This is a genomic window from Auritidibacter ignavus, assembly GCF_029853775.1.
GTDB lineage: Bacteria > Actinomycetota > Actinomycetes > Actinomycetales > Micrococcaceae > Auritidibacter > Auritidibacter ignavus.
In genome coordinates this window covers 529377-544004 of sequence record NZ_CP122564.1, presented here as the reverse complement: position 1 = coordinate 544004, position 14628 = coordinate 529377, and the positions used below count along the sequence as shown (strand labels likewise).

9 protein-coding genes are annotated in these 14628 nt (G+C 59.7%); 3 read left to right on the top strand and 6 right to left on the bottom strand.

What is annotated here, in order from left to right:
- Positions 1–20 precede the first annotated feature (20 nt).
- From QDX22_RS02395 to QDX22_RS02380, 4 genes are all read right to left on the bottom strand, one after another.
- Positions 21–1073, bottom strand: a complete 1053-nt coding sequence (locus QDX22_RS02395) for a gluconeogenesis factor YvcK family protein (protein WP_279717956.1) — start codon at positions 1071–1073, stop codon at positions 21–23.
- Positions 1070–1981 carry an RNase adapter RapZ gene (gene rapZ / locus QDX22_RS02390; RefSeq protein WP_110098287.1) on the bottom strand — a complete coding sequence of 304 codons (912 nt, stop codon included), beginning with the start codon at positions 1979–1981 and terminating at the stop codon, positions 1070–1072. Before rapZ ends, QDX22_RS02395 begins: the two co-directional genes overlap by 4 nt.
- A gap of 76 nt (positions 1982–2057) precedes the next feature.
- The gene (gene uvrC / locus QDX22_RS02385) at positions 2058–4010 is read right to left on the bottom strand and encodes an excinuclease ABC subunit UvrC (protein WP_110110111.1); all 1953 of its coding nucleotides are present in this window, start codon (positions 4008–4010) and stop codon (positions 2058–2060) included.
- A gap of 6 nt (positions 4011–4016) precedes the next feature.
- Positions 4017–4706, bottom strand: a complete 690-nt coding sequence (locus QDX22_RS02380; RefSeq protein WP_110098285.1) for a lysophospholipid acyltransferase family protein — start codon at positions 4704–4706, stop codon at positions 4017–4019.
- Positions 4707–5011: 305 nt separating this feature from the next.
- Between QDX22_RS02380 and QDX22_RS02375 the strand changes: the two genes are divergently transcribed.
- Complete coding sequence (locus QDX22_RS02375) at positions 5012–6934, top strand: VanW family protein (protein ID WP_168186069.1); 1923 nt, start codon at positions 5012–5014, stop codon at positions 6932–6934.
- A gap of 30 nt (positions 6935–6964) precedes the next feature.
- Here QDX22_RS02375 and uvrA read toward each other — a convergent pair whose 3' ends face one another.
- On the bottom strand, positions 6965–9922 hold the full coding sequence (gene uvrA / locus QDX22_RS02370; protein WP_110101078.1) for an excinuclease ABC subunit UvrA: 2958 nt from the start codon (positions 9920–9922) through the stop codon (positions 6965–6967).
- A gap of 294 nt (positions 9923–10216) precedes the next feature.
- Here uvrA and QDX22_RS02365 point away from each other — a divergent pair, with 294 nt between their 5' ends.
- Positions 10217–10933: an MBL fold metallo-hydrolase gene (locus QDX22_RS02365; protein ID WP_110098282.1), complete on the top strand. Its 717-nt coding sequence runs from the start codon at positions 10217–10219 to the stop codon at positions 10931–10933.
- A gap of 54 nt (positions 10934–10987) precedes the next feature.
- Here QDX22_RS02365 and QDX22_RS02360 read toward each other — a convergent pair whose 3' ends face one another.
- Positions 10988–11833 (bottom strand): methyltransferase domain-containing protein, encoded by an 846-nt coding sequence (locus QDX22_RS02360; protein WP_110098281.1) that lies wholly within the window; start codon positions 11831–11833, stop codon positions 10988–10990.
- Positions 11834–11971: 138 nt separating this feature from the next.
- Here QDX22_RS02360 and QDX22_RS02355 point away from each other — a divergent pair, with 138 nt between their 5' ends.
- Entirely contained in the window at positions 11972–14608 is a 2637-nt protein-coding gene (locus tag QDX22_RS02355) for a DEAD/DEAH box helicase (RefSeq protein ID WP_110101077.1), read from the top strand.
- Positions 14609–14628 lie beyond the last annotated feature (20 nt).

Genomic DNA, 14628 nt, shown 5'->3' with positions numbered 1-14628 from the left:
GTGACGCAACTGGCGAGCAATCATGAGAACCGCGAAAAGATCTCGTCGAAAGCCACCGCCAGTTTCAGTGGATCGTGGACCCCATCGCGCTGATCGTCCAATACCCTACTAAAAACTGCTTCAGCACCAAGTTTTTCTGCTGTCTGCTCAAACTGGTCGCGGTCGGTATCATCGACCACGGAGTGATCGACAATGATCGCGTCAAAACGCAGTTGGGGAGCGTACTGATGGAGCACCTCCAGGTGGTCGGCGGCGCACATGTTGTTGGTCTCGGTGGTATTGGGTTGCAGGTTCATCACCAGGGCGCGTTGTGCGGTGGTTTGGATCAGCGCGTTGCGCAGCTGGGGTAACAGCAAGTGGGGCAAGACTGAGGTGAACCAGGACCCGGGACCCAGCACAACCCAGTCGGAAAGATCGATGGCTTCTAGCGCTTCGGGGGTGGCCGAGGCGGTGTCCGGGTCGAGACGGATCGAGACCACCGAGCCGGCGGCAGCGGCGCGGGCCAACTCAGCCTGACCGGTGATGGTTTCCCGGATCAGTTCTCCCTGATCGTTGCCCGAGAGCACCGTACCGGAGATGGTCAGCGGGACCCGGGACATCGGCAGCACCGTGCCGCGGGCTCCCAACAGGGCTCCGGCCCATTGCAGTCCGGCGACCGAATCGCCCAGTAACTCGCCCAGAGCCACGATCAACAGGTTGCCCAGCGCGTGGTTGTTCAGGGTCCCCGGAGTGCCATCGGCGCGTTGAGTTATGAAACGGTGTTGCATCGTATCGCGCCACGTTCTCCCCCAGTCGGTGTCATCACACAGCGCGGCCAGAGCCATCCGGAGGTCCCCGGGAGGGATCACGTCGAGTTCTTGGCGGATCGCGCCAGAGGAACCGCCGTCATCGGCCACGGTCACCACGGCGGTGAGTTCACCGGCGATGAGTCGCAACGCTGACAGAGTCGAGTACAGTCCGTGGCCACCACCCAGTGCGGTGACTTTCAGCGCGGGAGCATGGTGCCCGGATTTACGGGCCGCATTAGAACGGGAGGGGGTCAGCGGTAGCTGACCGGTGTAATGCACGCTCATTCTCGGCCCCGATCTCGGTGGGAAATGGTGACTTTCAGCCCGGGCTGTTGTCGTAAGCGACGCCCCAGTTCTTCGGCAATCGCCACCGAGCGGTGCTTACCACCGGTGCACCCGATGGCCAGGGTGGCATAGTGCTTATTTTCGGCCCGGTAGCCCTCCATCACCGGGTGCAGGGCTTGGACGTAGTGATCCAGAAAAATATTCACTCCGGGCTTGGCAAGCACGAATTCTGACACGGGCTCATCGAGTCCGGTCAACGGGCGCAGCTCGGGCACCCAGTGCGGGTTGGGGATGAAGCGCACGTCGGCTAAGAAATTGGCGTCTTGAGGCACCCCATACTTGAAACCGAAGCTCAGGACATTGATGCGCAGCACGATCGGGCCCTGATCTGAAAACAGGTCCCGGGTGGCCTTGGTGAGGTCGTGGACATTCATCTTCGAGGTGTCGAGGATGAGCTCGGCCTGGTCGCGAAGATCTTCGAGCAGTTCTCGTTCGCGACCGATCCCGTCATTAATGCGACCATCGCCCTGCAACGGGTGCGGGCGACGTCCGGATTCGAAACGCCGGACCAGGACCGCGTCATCAGCGTCAAGGAACAGCACCCGCAGCTCGGTGCCATCGACCCGCAACTGGTGCATGGCTTCCTGGACCGAGGTGAAAAATTCTTTGCTTCGCACATCAACCACGAGGGCGAGCTTGAGACCCGTGCTTTCGGTGGTCTTGGAGATCAGCTGTGACATGGTCACGAACAGTTGCGGTGGCAAATTATCGACCACATACCAGCCCTGGTCTTCTAAGGCGTGGGCGGCGGTAGTCCGTCCGGCACCGGACATTCCGGTAATGATCAGGACCTCGGTGCGGGGTGGTTTGACAGGTTCCAGCTCGGAGGGTTCCACGGGTGTCGTCATGCCGTTAAGACTACTCACTTCGCGCCCGAAGATCGCCGGGAGCACGACGGTTAATCTGCGCAAGAGTCTCAGCTGCTCAGGAGTCCTGGGAACCTTCGGCTTGCTGCGTCTTGTCCGGGTGTAGGGCCGTATAAATCGTCTCAGCCAGCGCCGGCCCGATCCCTTGGGCATTTTGGAGTTGGTCCACAGTGGCGGCGGTGATCTTTTTGACAGACCCAAATTCGGCCAACAGCGCTTTGCGTTTGGCCGGGCCCAGTCCAGCAATGTCGTCGAGAGCGGAGTGGGTCATGGCCTTGGCGCGACGTTTGCGGTGGGCGGTGATCGCGAACCGGTGGGACTCATCGCGTAGCCGTTGCAACAGGTAGAGCCCCTCTGAGCTGCGTGGTAGCACCAACGGGAAGTCATCACCGGGGACCCACAGCTCTTCGAGGCGCTTGGCCAAACCGACCACTGGAATATCGTCGATCCCAAGGTCGGCCAGCGCCTGGGCGGCCGACGCGACCTGCGCCGGTCCCCCATCAACGACCACCAGAGAGGGCGGATAGGAGAAGCGTTGACGGTCCTGATCGTCCTCGGCGGCCAGCTCAGCTGGATCCAGTTGCCCCGAGAAAGGCTCAGGGGTGTTAGCTTGTTCCTGCAGATACTTCTTGAACCTGCGGGTGAGCACATCGTCCATGGCTCGGGTGTCGTCCCGGGCGGCTTCGCCGGTGACGTTAAACAGGCGATAGTCGCGTTTTTTTGGCAGACCATCTTCAAATACCACCATGGACCCAACTACATTGGTGCCCTGGGTGTGGGAGATGTCGTAGCATTCGATCCGCAACAGCGGTTCATGCAGGCCCAGAGCTTGCTGGAGTTCTTTCAGGGCCGCTGATCGGGCGGTAATATCTCCGGAGCGACGAGATTTGTGCAACCGTAGGGCCTCCACGGCGTTGTCTTTGACGGTATGCATCAGATCCTTTTTGGCGCCTCGCTGCGGGACCCGCAAATTCACGTGGGCGCCACGACGCTCTTCAAGCCAGGATTCTAAACCCGACACCTCGCCGGGCAAGACCGGGACCAAGACCTCGGCAGGGATGCGGTCTTGATCATCGAGCTGGCCATAGACTTGCTGAAGGAGTTGTTCGATCAGATCTTGTTCGGAGACGTCTTCGACCTTTTCCACCACCCAGCCACGCTGACCACGAATCCGGCCGTCGCGAATGTGGAAGACCTGGAAAGCGGCTTCTAGCTCGTCATCGGCGAAGGCAAAAATATCGGCTTGGGTATTTTCGGGTAGCACCACCGCGTTGCGTTCAAAGACTTTGTTCAACGCGGCAATGTCGTCGCGATAGCGGGCGGCATCCTCGTAGCGCAACTCGGCCACGGCCTCGGCCATTTTGGTCTCGAGTTCCCTGACGTAAGGCCGGATGTTGCCGTTCATAAAACTGATGAAGTCGTGGGCAAGTTGGCGATGGTCGGCTTCGGAAATATTGCCCACACAAGGGGCGGAGCACTTGTCGATGTATCCCATCAGACACGGTCGACCGGACAGTTCGGCCCGGCGAAATACTCCGGCCGAGCAGGTGCGGACCGGGAAGACACGCAACAACAGGTCCATGGTTTCACGAATAGCTTTGACCGGGTGGAAGGGACCAAAGTACTTCACACCGGGACGTTTATCTCCCCGCATCACCATCACCCGCGGGAAGCGCTCATTGATGGTCACTGCCAGATACGGATACGACTTATCGTCGCGGTACATAATGTTATAGCGCGGGGTGAACTGTTTGATCCAGGTGTATTCCAACTGGATCGCCTCTTGCTCACTGGCGACAATGGTCCATTCCACACCGCTGGCAGAGGTGACCATGGCTCGGGTTTTCGGGCTCAGTTGGTGCGGCGAGGCGAAATAGGACGTCAGCCGGTTCCGGAGGTTTTTTGCTTTGCCCACATAGATAATCCGGCCGGTGGCGTCTTTGAACCGGTAGACCCCGGGGTCGGTGGGAATATCCCCGGTACGTGGTCGATAGGTTGCGGGATCAGCCACAGCTGATCAGTTCTCCGTATCCTGCTCGGCCGAGGCGGCGGAATTATAGGAATCCACACGTTCTTGGCCGGTTAACTGAGCGATCGCGTCCATAATCTCATCGGTGATCTGGCGGCGAAGCTTGGGCTTGTGCTTCGGGCCAATTTTTTCAAACTGCAGGGGCTCTCCCACCGTAAGCCCGAATTTATGGGGCACGATCAAGTTACGTCCCGGAGGTTGCAGACGGTCGGTTCCAGTCAGTCCCACCGGAATGACCGGTGCGCCGGTGGTCAAGGCCAACCAGCCGACCCCGGTCTTACCACGGTAGAGTCGGCCATCGCGGGAGCGAGTGCCTTCGGGGTAGATGCCCACGCCTTCACCGTTGTCCAGGAATTCCACCAGCCGATCCAGGGCAGCCACTGAGGCGGCTTTTTGTCCACGATCCACCGGAATAGATCCGACCGATTCGAAGAAACTCTTCTGGAGCTTGCCTTTGATCCCCGGTGCGGTGAAGTATTCGGCTTTGGCGAAAAACCGCACCAGACGCGGGAGCATACTTTGTAGCAACACCGAGTCAAAGAATGACAGATGATTGGAGGCGACGATGAACCCTCCGGTGTCGGGAATGTGGTCCAACCCCGAAATGTCAGGGCGACACGTGACCTTCACGAGGCCACGAAATCCGATCCGCACCGGATTTCGTTCGCGCAATCGCATGAAGCTCCTCACAAATGATGGTGGTAGTGATGACAACCGAAATTGCTACCCAGCATGATCTCAGCCGGTGGACAGCACGATTATACCCGTTGACCAGCAGCACCAGCACCGTTGCGTGATCAGCTCACCTTACGGAGCGCTACCGTCGGGTCACTACGATCCCAACACACGCATCGTTGCAGTGTGCGGAAGCGATTTTCCTCGGTACAATCCTTAGGTGTTGCCAGCCTGTACAGGCTCCGACTGCTCCCATCGATCACCATATGTGCACTCAGAGTGCACAGAATTTTCTGGAATCACACAGTATGCCCATTGAACACGATCATCCCGCTGCCCATCACGATTCGGCCGGCTCTGCCACCGAGTCCCCTCGCTCACGACGCATCTGGCCATGGGTGCTGGGCGGTGGCATCGTCGTGTTGGGCGTGGGCGTCTATGTCGGCACTGCCATGGCTTTTGAGGATCGCCTACCAGCGAACTTCACCGTCGAGGGAATCGATGTGTCGGGCATGAATGTTGACCAAGCCCAGCAGAAGGTCGAGGACGAGTTGGACGAACGAGCCTCTCGTGAGTTGACCCTGGTGGGAGACATCCAGTCCCAGGACAGTGCCACGGGGGACGAAACCCCCACAGTAGACGATGCGACTCAGGACGATGTGACCGCCACCGTGGTGCCCGAAGAGATTGGCTTGGACTACGACGTCGACGGTGTACTGCAGGAGTATCGTGGCCTGAATTTCTCCCCGGTGGTGTTGTGGCAACGCCTCACCGGTGAAGGCCACCGTGAGGCGGAGACGACGATCGATGAATCTCAGGCCACCGAGGCGCTGCGCGGTCTTTCCGAGCAGATGAGCCAGGAACCCGTCGAAGGGTCGGTGACCTTCAACGCCGGTGACGTGGCATACCAGGCTCCCGTGTCGGGCGTGGGAATCACCGCCGAAGGGCTCGCAAGTCACGTGGAGGAGAACTGGTTGCAGGAATCCGAGGAGATCCATGTTCAGGGCGAGACCCTGGAGCCTCAAATCTCCGCTGACACCTGGCAGAGCTTCGTGGAAAACACCGCCGAACCACTCGTCGCTGACTCTTATACGGTCACTGCCGGCGAGGCCTCCACTGAGCTCACCCCGGAGCAGTTGGGGGAAGCAGCCCAGGTGGACACCGGAATGCAGGGCCCTTCAGCCACCGCAGACAGTTCGGAAGATAGCGAGGAATCTGAGGCATCAACGGACTCGACGGGCTCGACAGCGTCGATGCAGGAGTCATCGAGCGAGGGCACCGGCGATGCGACACCGTCTTTGGAACTGGACGAGGACTCGTTGGTCGCATCGCTGGAGGCCAATGAGGACGGGTTCGCTTCCTCGGCTACCGATGCGACGGTCAAGCTCAGTGGAAAGGCTGGATCGGCTCGTCCGGAGGTAGTCCCGGGAGAAAGCGGCACCGGGATAGCGGGTGAGGAAGTCGCTGACGCTATTGAGCAGGACCTGGCGCAGGATCAGACCCGCAGTGTCGAAGTCGAGGTCAAATCCCAGGATCCGGAGGTGACCACAGAGGATGCTGAAGCCTGGGATGTCACCCACGAGGTCGCAGAGTTTTCGACGCCGTATCCGGATGATCCCACGCGTACGCCGAACCTTGAGGTGGGTGCTGAACGCGTCAACGGGACCGTGGTGATGCCCGGCGAGGAATTCAACCTGGCCGAGGCCCTGGGCCCGGTGACCGAAGCCAACGGTTACGTTTCTTCCGGTGTCGTCCAGTCGGGTGTGACCGCGCAAGCGGTCGGTGGCGGTGTCTCGCAAATTGCGACCATGGCCTATAACGCTGGCTTCTTATCGGGGATGGACATTAAAGAACACCGTCCCCACTCGCGCTGGTTTGACCGCTATCCTAAGGGCCGGGAATCGACATTCTGGGAAGGCCAAATCAACGTCCGCTGGCTCAATGACACCGATGCTCCCGTGATTGTCGAAATGTGGCTGGACGATGAGAAAGTTCACGTGCGCGTGTGGGGCAACGACTACTACGATGTGTCGATGTCAACCTCAGAGCCGTATAACTACACCAATTCGCAGACCATCACCTCGAGCGAACCCAACTGTGTTCCGGAAGCCGGTGGCCGACAGGGGTTCACCGTGGACGTCACACGCTCGCGTACCGATCCTGAGGGCAACACCGATGACGAGTCCTGGACCTGGACCTACTCGGCATGGCCTCGGGTGATCTGTCAATAGGACTCGGGACTCGGGGAATCCTCCACGTGGTTAGTCCTGTGCGCCATGGAGTAGCGGGGCCAGGTATTGACCGGTATAGGACCCCTGGACGGTGGCCACCTGTTCGGGGGTTCCGGTGGCGACGACCTGGCCACCACCGGAACCGCCTTCGGGTCCCATATCGATAATCCAGTCGGCTGATTTCACCACGTCCAGGTTGTGTTCGATGGTGATCACGGTATTGCCCTTATTAACCAGCCGAGTCAACACCAACAACAGCTTACGGATATCTTCAAAGTGCAGGCCAGTGGTCGGTTCATCAAGCACATAGACCGCCCGCCCTGCCGTGCGTTTTTGCAGTTCGGTGGCGAGTTTGACCCGCTGAGCTTCACCACCGGATAGTGTGGTCGCCGGTTGGCCTAGCTTCACGTAGCCAAGGCCGACATCGACCAGTGTGTTCAGATAACGAGAGATCTTTCCGTAGGCGGAGAAGAACTCGGCGGCCTCAGCGATCGGCATATCCAGCACTTCGGCAATATTTTTGCCCTTATAGTGGACCTCGAGAGTTTCGCGGTTATACCGGGCTCCGTGACAGACCTCGCAGGGCACATAGACATCCGGCAAGAAGTTCATTTCGATCTTTAGTGTGCCATCACCGGAGCAGGCCTCACAGCGACCACCCTTGATATTGAAGGAGAATCGGCCGGGCTGATAGCCACGCACTTTTGCTTCGGGGGTGTCAGCGAAGAGCTTACGGATCGCGTCGAAGACGCCGGTATAGGTAGCTGGGTTGGACCGAGGCGTACGTCCGATCGGGGACTGATCGACGTGGACCACCTTGTCCAACTGGTCCAGACCCGTGACTTTCTTATGCCGGCCCGGCACCAGGCGCGCGTTATTGAGTTCATTGGCCATGACCTTGTACAGGACCTCATTGACCAGGGTGGACTTCCCCGATCCGGAGACACCGGTCACCGCGATGAAAGTTCCCAAGGGGAAGTCGACGGTGACGTTATCGAGGTTATTTTCGCGGGCGCCGACCACTCGGACGATCCGCTGGCGGTCAATCGGTCGGCGGGTCGCGGGAACGTCGATGGTGCGTCGATGAGCCAAATAGTCGCCAGTGATCGAGCGGGTGTTGTTTTTGAGATCTTCGAGCGAACCGGAGTGGACCACCTCTCCCCCGGCCCGTCCGGCAGCCGGGCCAATATCGACAATCCAGTCGGCAGCTTCAATGGTTTCCTCATCATGTTCGACCACGATCAAGGTATTGCCCAAATCCCGCAGGCGCAATAATGTGCCAATCAGGCGGGAGTTATCGCGCTGGTGGAGCCCGATCGAGGGCTCGTCGAGTACGTAGAGCACCCCGACCAGACCGGATCCGATTTGGGTGGCTAGCCGGATACGCTGGGCTTCACCACCCGAGAGAGTGGCTGCCGGGCGTTCCAGGTTCAGATAGTCCAGACCAACATCGATCAAGAAGTGCAACCGGGCGTTGATTTCTTTGAGCACCTGGTCGGCGATTTTGGCGTCCCGGTCACTGAGTTGCAAGTTCTCCATGAAGTCAATGGTGTCTTCCATGGGCATGGCCGAGACCTCGGCGATTGATTTTCCCCCAACCATCACCGACAGCGAAGTGGGGTTCAGCCGGGCACCGTGGCAATCCGGGCAGGCCACCTGGCGCATATAGGACTCATACCGATCACGGGCGTGATCGGATTCGGTTTCGGCGTATTTGCGCTTAATGTAGTCCACCACGCCCTCGAAACCGGACGTGTAACGCCGTTCCCGACCCCACCGGTTGCGGTATGCCACTTCGACCTTGTAATTATTGCCGTGCAACAGCGCTTTTTTGGCCTTGGCGGGCAACTCTTTCCACGGGGTGGTCATCGAAAAGCCCAGCTCATCGGCCAGACCTGCCATCAGCCGTTGCCAATACTGGGAGGCGGCTTTACCCATGTGCCAGGGTGCGATCGCGCCTTCTTCCAGGCTCAGATCCGGGTCTGGGATCACTAAGTCCTGATCAACCTGCAACCGGGAGCCGATACCGGTACAGGTCGGGCAGGCGCCGAAGGGGCTATTGAAGGAGAACGAGCGGGGTTCGATTTCGTCAATGGTCTGCACGTGCCCGTTGGGGCAGGACAGCTTTTCGGAAAACGACCGATATTTGGCCCGGCCCTGCTCATCTTCGGCGACCCATTCGGCGGTGTTCTTTTTCTCCGGGTCGATCTCGGCTTTGACGTCGACGAAATCGACGACCAAGATCCCCTCGGCAAGTTTCAGGGCGGTTTCGACCGAGTCGGTCAGTCGGGTGCGGATACCGTCGCGGATCACCAGCCGGTCAACGATCACGGCGATATTGTGCTTGTACTGTTTCTGCAGCTTGGTGGCCTCGGCCAGCTGGATCTGCTCTCCGTCCACGATGGCGCGGGAGAAGCCTTGCTGGGAGAGCTCGGCAAAGAGGTCGGCGAATTCGCCCTTGCGGCCGCGCACCACCGGGGCCAGGATCTGGAAGCGGGTTTTCTCCGGTAATTCCAGCAACTGATCGACGATTTGTTGCGGGGTCTGCTGGGAGGCAGGCTCACCGCACTCCGGGCAGTGCGGAGTCCCGATCCGGGCCCACAGCAGGCGCATATAGTCGTGGATTTCGGTGATCGTGCCCACGGTGGACCGAGGGTTCTTCGAAGTGGATTTCTGGTCGATCGATACCGCCGGGGAGAGTCCCTCAATAAAATCAACCTGGGGCTTATCGACACGGCCCAAGAACATCCGGGCATAGGCAGACAGTGATTCCACGTACCGGCGTTGGCCCTCGGCGAAGATGGTGTCAAACGCCAAGGACGACTTACCGGAGCCAGATAGTCCGGTAAACACCACGAAAGCATTGCGAGGAATATCGATACTGACATTTTTCAGATTGTGCTCACGGGCGCCGGCCACAATGATCCGGTCGGCTTCGACCGAATCATGGTGAGCGACGGTCTGTCCCGGGTGGGGTCCCGAGGCCAGCGAGTAGTTCTCTGAACCGGTCGAGGTAGTGGTCACGGTATCGTCTAGGTCCTCTCCGACTTACACGGTCGCAGTTGTTCTCAGGTCGTTGTCAGTCAGATCGCGAGCAGCTCGTGATCAGGAATTCTCCCGCTGTGCTACCAGGGCACAGGCAGTGACACAGCGCGGAGCCGACAAGCCTACCTGCTCTATGGTAGTCCGGTCTGCCGGTATGTTTGCCGACAGCTAATCCGGCCCTGAGCGCGTCGGTGCTGACCTGTACAGTCAGCCCACCCAGACCCTAAACTGAGCGCTATGCCCAGTCACGATACCTCGACCCAGCCCAGCAACCACCCCGAAGCCGGTGAGATTCGCGTGATCGCGGACCTGCCACAGGTCACCATCCGCAGCCGCTGGGTCTCCGAGATGCGCAATAACGTCTACCTGCTGACCTCCAAGTGTTCCGGTACGCAAGTGCTTATCGATGCTGCCGACTCCCCCGAGGCCATTGACGAGCTACTGGAATCCGCCCGTGCCGATACGCCCTGTGAACCGCACGTGGCGGTCATTATTACCACCCACCAGCACTGGGATCACATTCGGGCGCTGGCCGCGGTGGCCGAGACCACCGGGGCGCCGACCGCGGCCGGTGCTGCCGATGCCGAGGCCATTGCAGAAGCTACCGGCGTGGCTCCGACCGTGGTGCTCCACCACGGTGACACCGCCCAGTTCGACGGGATCAGCCTGGATGTGATTGGATTGCGCGGGCACACCCCGGGATCGGTAGCCCTGGCCTATCGAGCGGACGACGACGAGTCGCCGGTGATTTTCAGCGGTGATTCGCTCTTCCCTGGGGGTGTGGGCAATACGGACCAGGACCCCCAACGCTTCGCGCAACTGTTTGCCGATGTCACCGCGCGAGTGTTTGATCGCTATCCCGACGACACGGTGGTGTTGCCTGGACATGGCGATCACACCACCCTGGGCGCGGAGCGTCCGCACTTGGACGAGTGGAAACAACGCGGCTGGTAACCCGGCCCAGGACCGGGCTGAACCGGTGACGAGCGGTACCGCCGATACCGATGGTTAGATGGTGTAGTCCAGCTCTTTATGGCCTACCACGAACACCCGGCGCATCGGGAAGATGGTGACCACGGTGCCATCCGGGCTGGTGTAGGGCGGGTAGTCGTGCAACATCCGCTCTCGGTATTCACTCAGATATGCGGCTTGCAGATTGGAGCCGTCGCGCTCATCAATCTCGGCAAGACCTTGGAGCACCGGACGCAGGGCGGCACCTTTTACCCAGTTGTAGACCGGTTCTTCCCCGGTCAGTACCTGGTGATAAGTCGTCTCCCACACATTGGGTCGGAATCCCCGACGGATCAGCGTGTGCGTGTATTCTCGCGGGGTGTAGATCGATTCGCCGGTGTAGGTCCGCTGGGAGGCTTCAGCATATTCGGGCCGATTCGCCAGCTCGGCAATCGTCCTGTGGGAGGGTGCCGAATAATTGCCGGGGACCTGCATCGCAAACCAGGCACCCGGTGACATCTGCCCCAACCAGCGGTCCATCAATTGCCGGTGGTTGGGTATCCACTGCAACATGGCATTGGAGACCACCACGTCCACCGAGGCATCGGGCTCCCACTGTTCGGCCTCGATGTGCTCAAACCGCAGGTTCGTGGGGGCCTGTGGGTCGTCCTGAAGGCTGAGGCGAGCTTCTTGAACCATTTCTCGGGAGGAATCCAGACCAATGACCTCCGCCTGCGGCCACCGTTGGGCCAGGGTGCGGGTCATGTTCCCAGGCCCGCATCCCATATCCACCACGGTGCGGGGTTGATCGGCGTAGATCGCAGCACTGAGATCATAGAAGGGACGGGCCCGGTGCCCGGCGAAGACAGCATACTGGCTCGGATCCCAGATGAAATTCTCCATACCTCTACCGTAGACCCACGCAACGGTGGTGCCGCTGGGGCACTGACACCCAAAGAAACAGATCGTTTCGGTGCCGGCTTTCCGGTGCCGGTCTACGGCCACTGAAGCGAGCGCGCAACTGCCGTAGAGTACGAGATGATGCTTTTGACTGACGTTCTTCCCGACCACCAAGACCGCACCGCCCAGGATCCGGCTGAGCTCTACGACCGTTTCACGCAGTGGGTCGGCTCCCGTGGCATCACGCTGTATCCGGCCCAGGACCAGGCGGTCACCGAGCTGTTGGAATCCAAGAACGTCATTATGGCCACCCCGACCGGATCTGGGAAGTCGATGGTGGCTTTGGCCGCGCACTTTTTGTCGTTGGCCCAGCACCAGGTGTCTTACTACACCGCACCGATCAAGGCGTTGGTCTCAGAAAAATTCTTCGACCTAGTGGATATTTTTGGGGCCGAGAACGTGGGAATGATCACCGGGGATGCTTCGGTGAATGCTCAGGCGCCGATTATTTGTTGCACCGCGGAAATTCTGGCGAATGTGGCCCTGCGGGAAGGCACCGGACTGGACATCGGCCAGGTGATCATGGACGAGTTCCACTACTACGCCGATCCGGCCCGTGGCTGGGCCTGGCAGGTCCCGCTGATTGAGCTCCCCCAGGCCCAGTTCTTGCTGATGAGCGCCACCCTGGGCGACACCACCCGGTTCGAACAGCGCCTCACCGAGGCAACCGGCAAGCCCACTGTGACCGTTACCGCCGCCACCCGGCCGATTCCGTTGCATTTTAGCTACTCCGAACAGTCGGTGGCCCACCGGGCAGAACAGTTGGTGGCAGCCGATCAGGCACCGATCTATATTGTGCACTTCTCGCAACTGGACGCCGTTGAGCAGGCCAGCAATCTCTCCTCGCTGGCGGTCCTGAGCAAAGCAGAGCAAGCGCAACTGGCCGAACAGCTGGAGACCTTTCCCTTCCAGGCCGGGTTTGGCAAGACGCTGAAAAGGCTCCTCAAGGCCGGGATCGGGGTTCATCACGCCGGAATGTTGCCCAAGTATCGCCGGTTGGTTGAAAAGCTCGCTCAGCAGGGCACGCTGAAAATCATCTGCGGTACCGACACGCTGGGTGTGGGTATTAACGTGCCGATTCGCACCGTGTTGATCACCGCGCTGAGTAAGTTTGATGGGCGCAAAACCCGGCACCTGAATGCTCGCGAATTTCACCAGATCGCCGGCCGGGCCGGACGTGCCGGTTTTGATACTGCCGGTTATGTGGTCGTTCAAGCACCCGAGCATGTGATTGAGAATCAGGCCGAGCAGGCCAAATTGGAACAGAAATTTGCCGGCATTAAGGATCCGCAGGAGCGGGCCCGGCGCATCAAACAGTCCAGCAAGTCCTCGGCAAAGAAAAAACCGCCGGAAGGTTTTGTGTCGTGGTCGGAAAAGACCTTCGACAAGCTGGTCGCTGCTGAGCCGGAGCCGATGGTCTCGCAGCTGCGAATCAACCACTCGATGGTGCTGAACCTGGTCGAACGAGTGGGGAACCCGGTCCGGCATGTGCGTCGGTTGATCACGCGCTCGGACGAGACCCCTGCTCGGCAGGCGCAATTACAGCGAGAGGCGATCGGCATCTTGCGTGAGTTACTGGCCACAGGTGTGCTGGTCAAATCCGACACCCCAGATGAGTTTGGTCGTCAACTCGAGATCACGGTAGATCTGCAACCGGATTTTGCACTGAACCAGCCGCTGTCGCCATTTGCCTTGGCGGCGTTTGAGCTATTGGACCCGGACAGCCCCACGTATGCCCTGGATATGGTCTCGATCGTGGAGGCCACCCTGGATTCGCCACGACAGATTCTGTCTGCCCAGACCAAGAAGGCCAAGGACGAGAAGATGGCCGAGATGAAGGCCGAGGGGCTGGAGTATACCGAGCGGATGAACATCTTGGACCAAACCACCTACCCGCAACCGCTCGGTGAGCTTCTCGAGCAACAGTTCGCGGTGTATGCGCAGGCAGCCCCCTGGCTGAAAGATTTTGAGCTGGAACCTAAGTCGGTGGTGCGCGATATGTACGAACGTGCGATGAGCTTTGGCGAGTTCGTCAGCTTTTACTCCTTGGCTCGCTCTGAAGGCGTGGTGTTGCGGTATCTGACCGATGCGGCGAAGGCCATGCGCCAGACTATCCCCCAGGATGTGCGCACTGCCGAGATCGAGATGATCCAGGACTGGCTGGATACCATGATCCGGTTCACCGATTCCTCGCTGTTAGAGGAATGGGAGGACCTGATTGCCGGCGATATCGACCAGGCGCGAGAAGAATATGAGAATCCTGAGCCTCCCAGCCCTCCGAAGCTCACCGAGCAGACCGGCGTGTTCCGGGTGATGATCCGCAATGCCATGTTTCGGCGGGTACAGCTCTTTGGGGCAGAGAAGGACGCGGAGCTGGAAGGGATGGATTATCTGCCTGAGGGCGCCATCCCGTTCACCAGCGATAATTGGGCCGACGCGCTGGATGATTTCTTCGCCGACTACGAGGACCTGGACGATACCGCCTCGGCACGCGACCCGAAGTTATTACGGATCAACACCGAGCCGCAGCTGGGCCCTGGCGAGTTGGACGATCTCGGGGCCAGCCCCGGTGATTACTGGAGTATTACCCAAGTGCTCGTGGATCCCGAGGCAAACTACGACTGGGCACTGAATGCTGTGGTGCATTTGGCGGCCTCCAACGAGCAGGGGGCCCCAGCGATCACGATGCTATCGGTGGGTGAACCAATCGAAGGCTAGCACATACAGTAAAGGAGTGA

Excerpts from the sequence above, each read along its gene's own strand:
- QDX22_RS02395 (WP_279717956.1), bottom strand. The coding sequence starts at position 1,073 with ATGAGCGTGCATTACACCGGTCAGCTACCGCTGACCCCCTCCCGTTCT.
- rapZ (WP_110098287.1), bottom strand. The coding sequence starts at position 1,981 with ATGACGACACCCGTGGAACCCTCCGAGCTGGAACCTGTCAAACCACCC.
- QDX22_RS02380 (WP_110098285.1), bottom strand. The coding sequence starts at position 4,706 with ATGCGATTGCGCGAACGAAATCCGGTGCGGATCGGATTTCGTGGCCTC.
- QDX22_RS02375 (WP_168186069.1), top strand. The coding sequence starts at position 5,012 with ATGCCCATTGAACACGATCATCCCGCTGCCCATCACGATTCGGCCGGC.
- QDX22_RS02365 (WP_110098282.1), top strand. The coding sequence starts at position 10,217 with ATGCCCAGTCACGATACCTCGACCCAGCCCAGCAACCACCCCGAAGCC.
- QDX22_RS02360 (WP_110098281.1), bottom strand. The coding sequence starts at position 11,833 with ATGGAGAATTTCATCTGGGATCCGAGCCAGTATGCTGTCTTCGCCGGG.
- QDX22_RS02355 (WP_110101077.1), top strand. The coding sequence starts at position 11,972 with ATGCTTTTGACTGACGTTCTTCCCGACCACCAAGACCGCACCGCCCAG.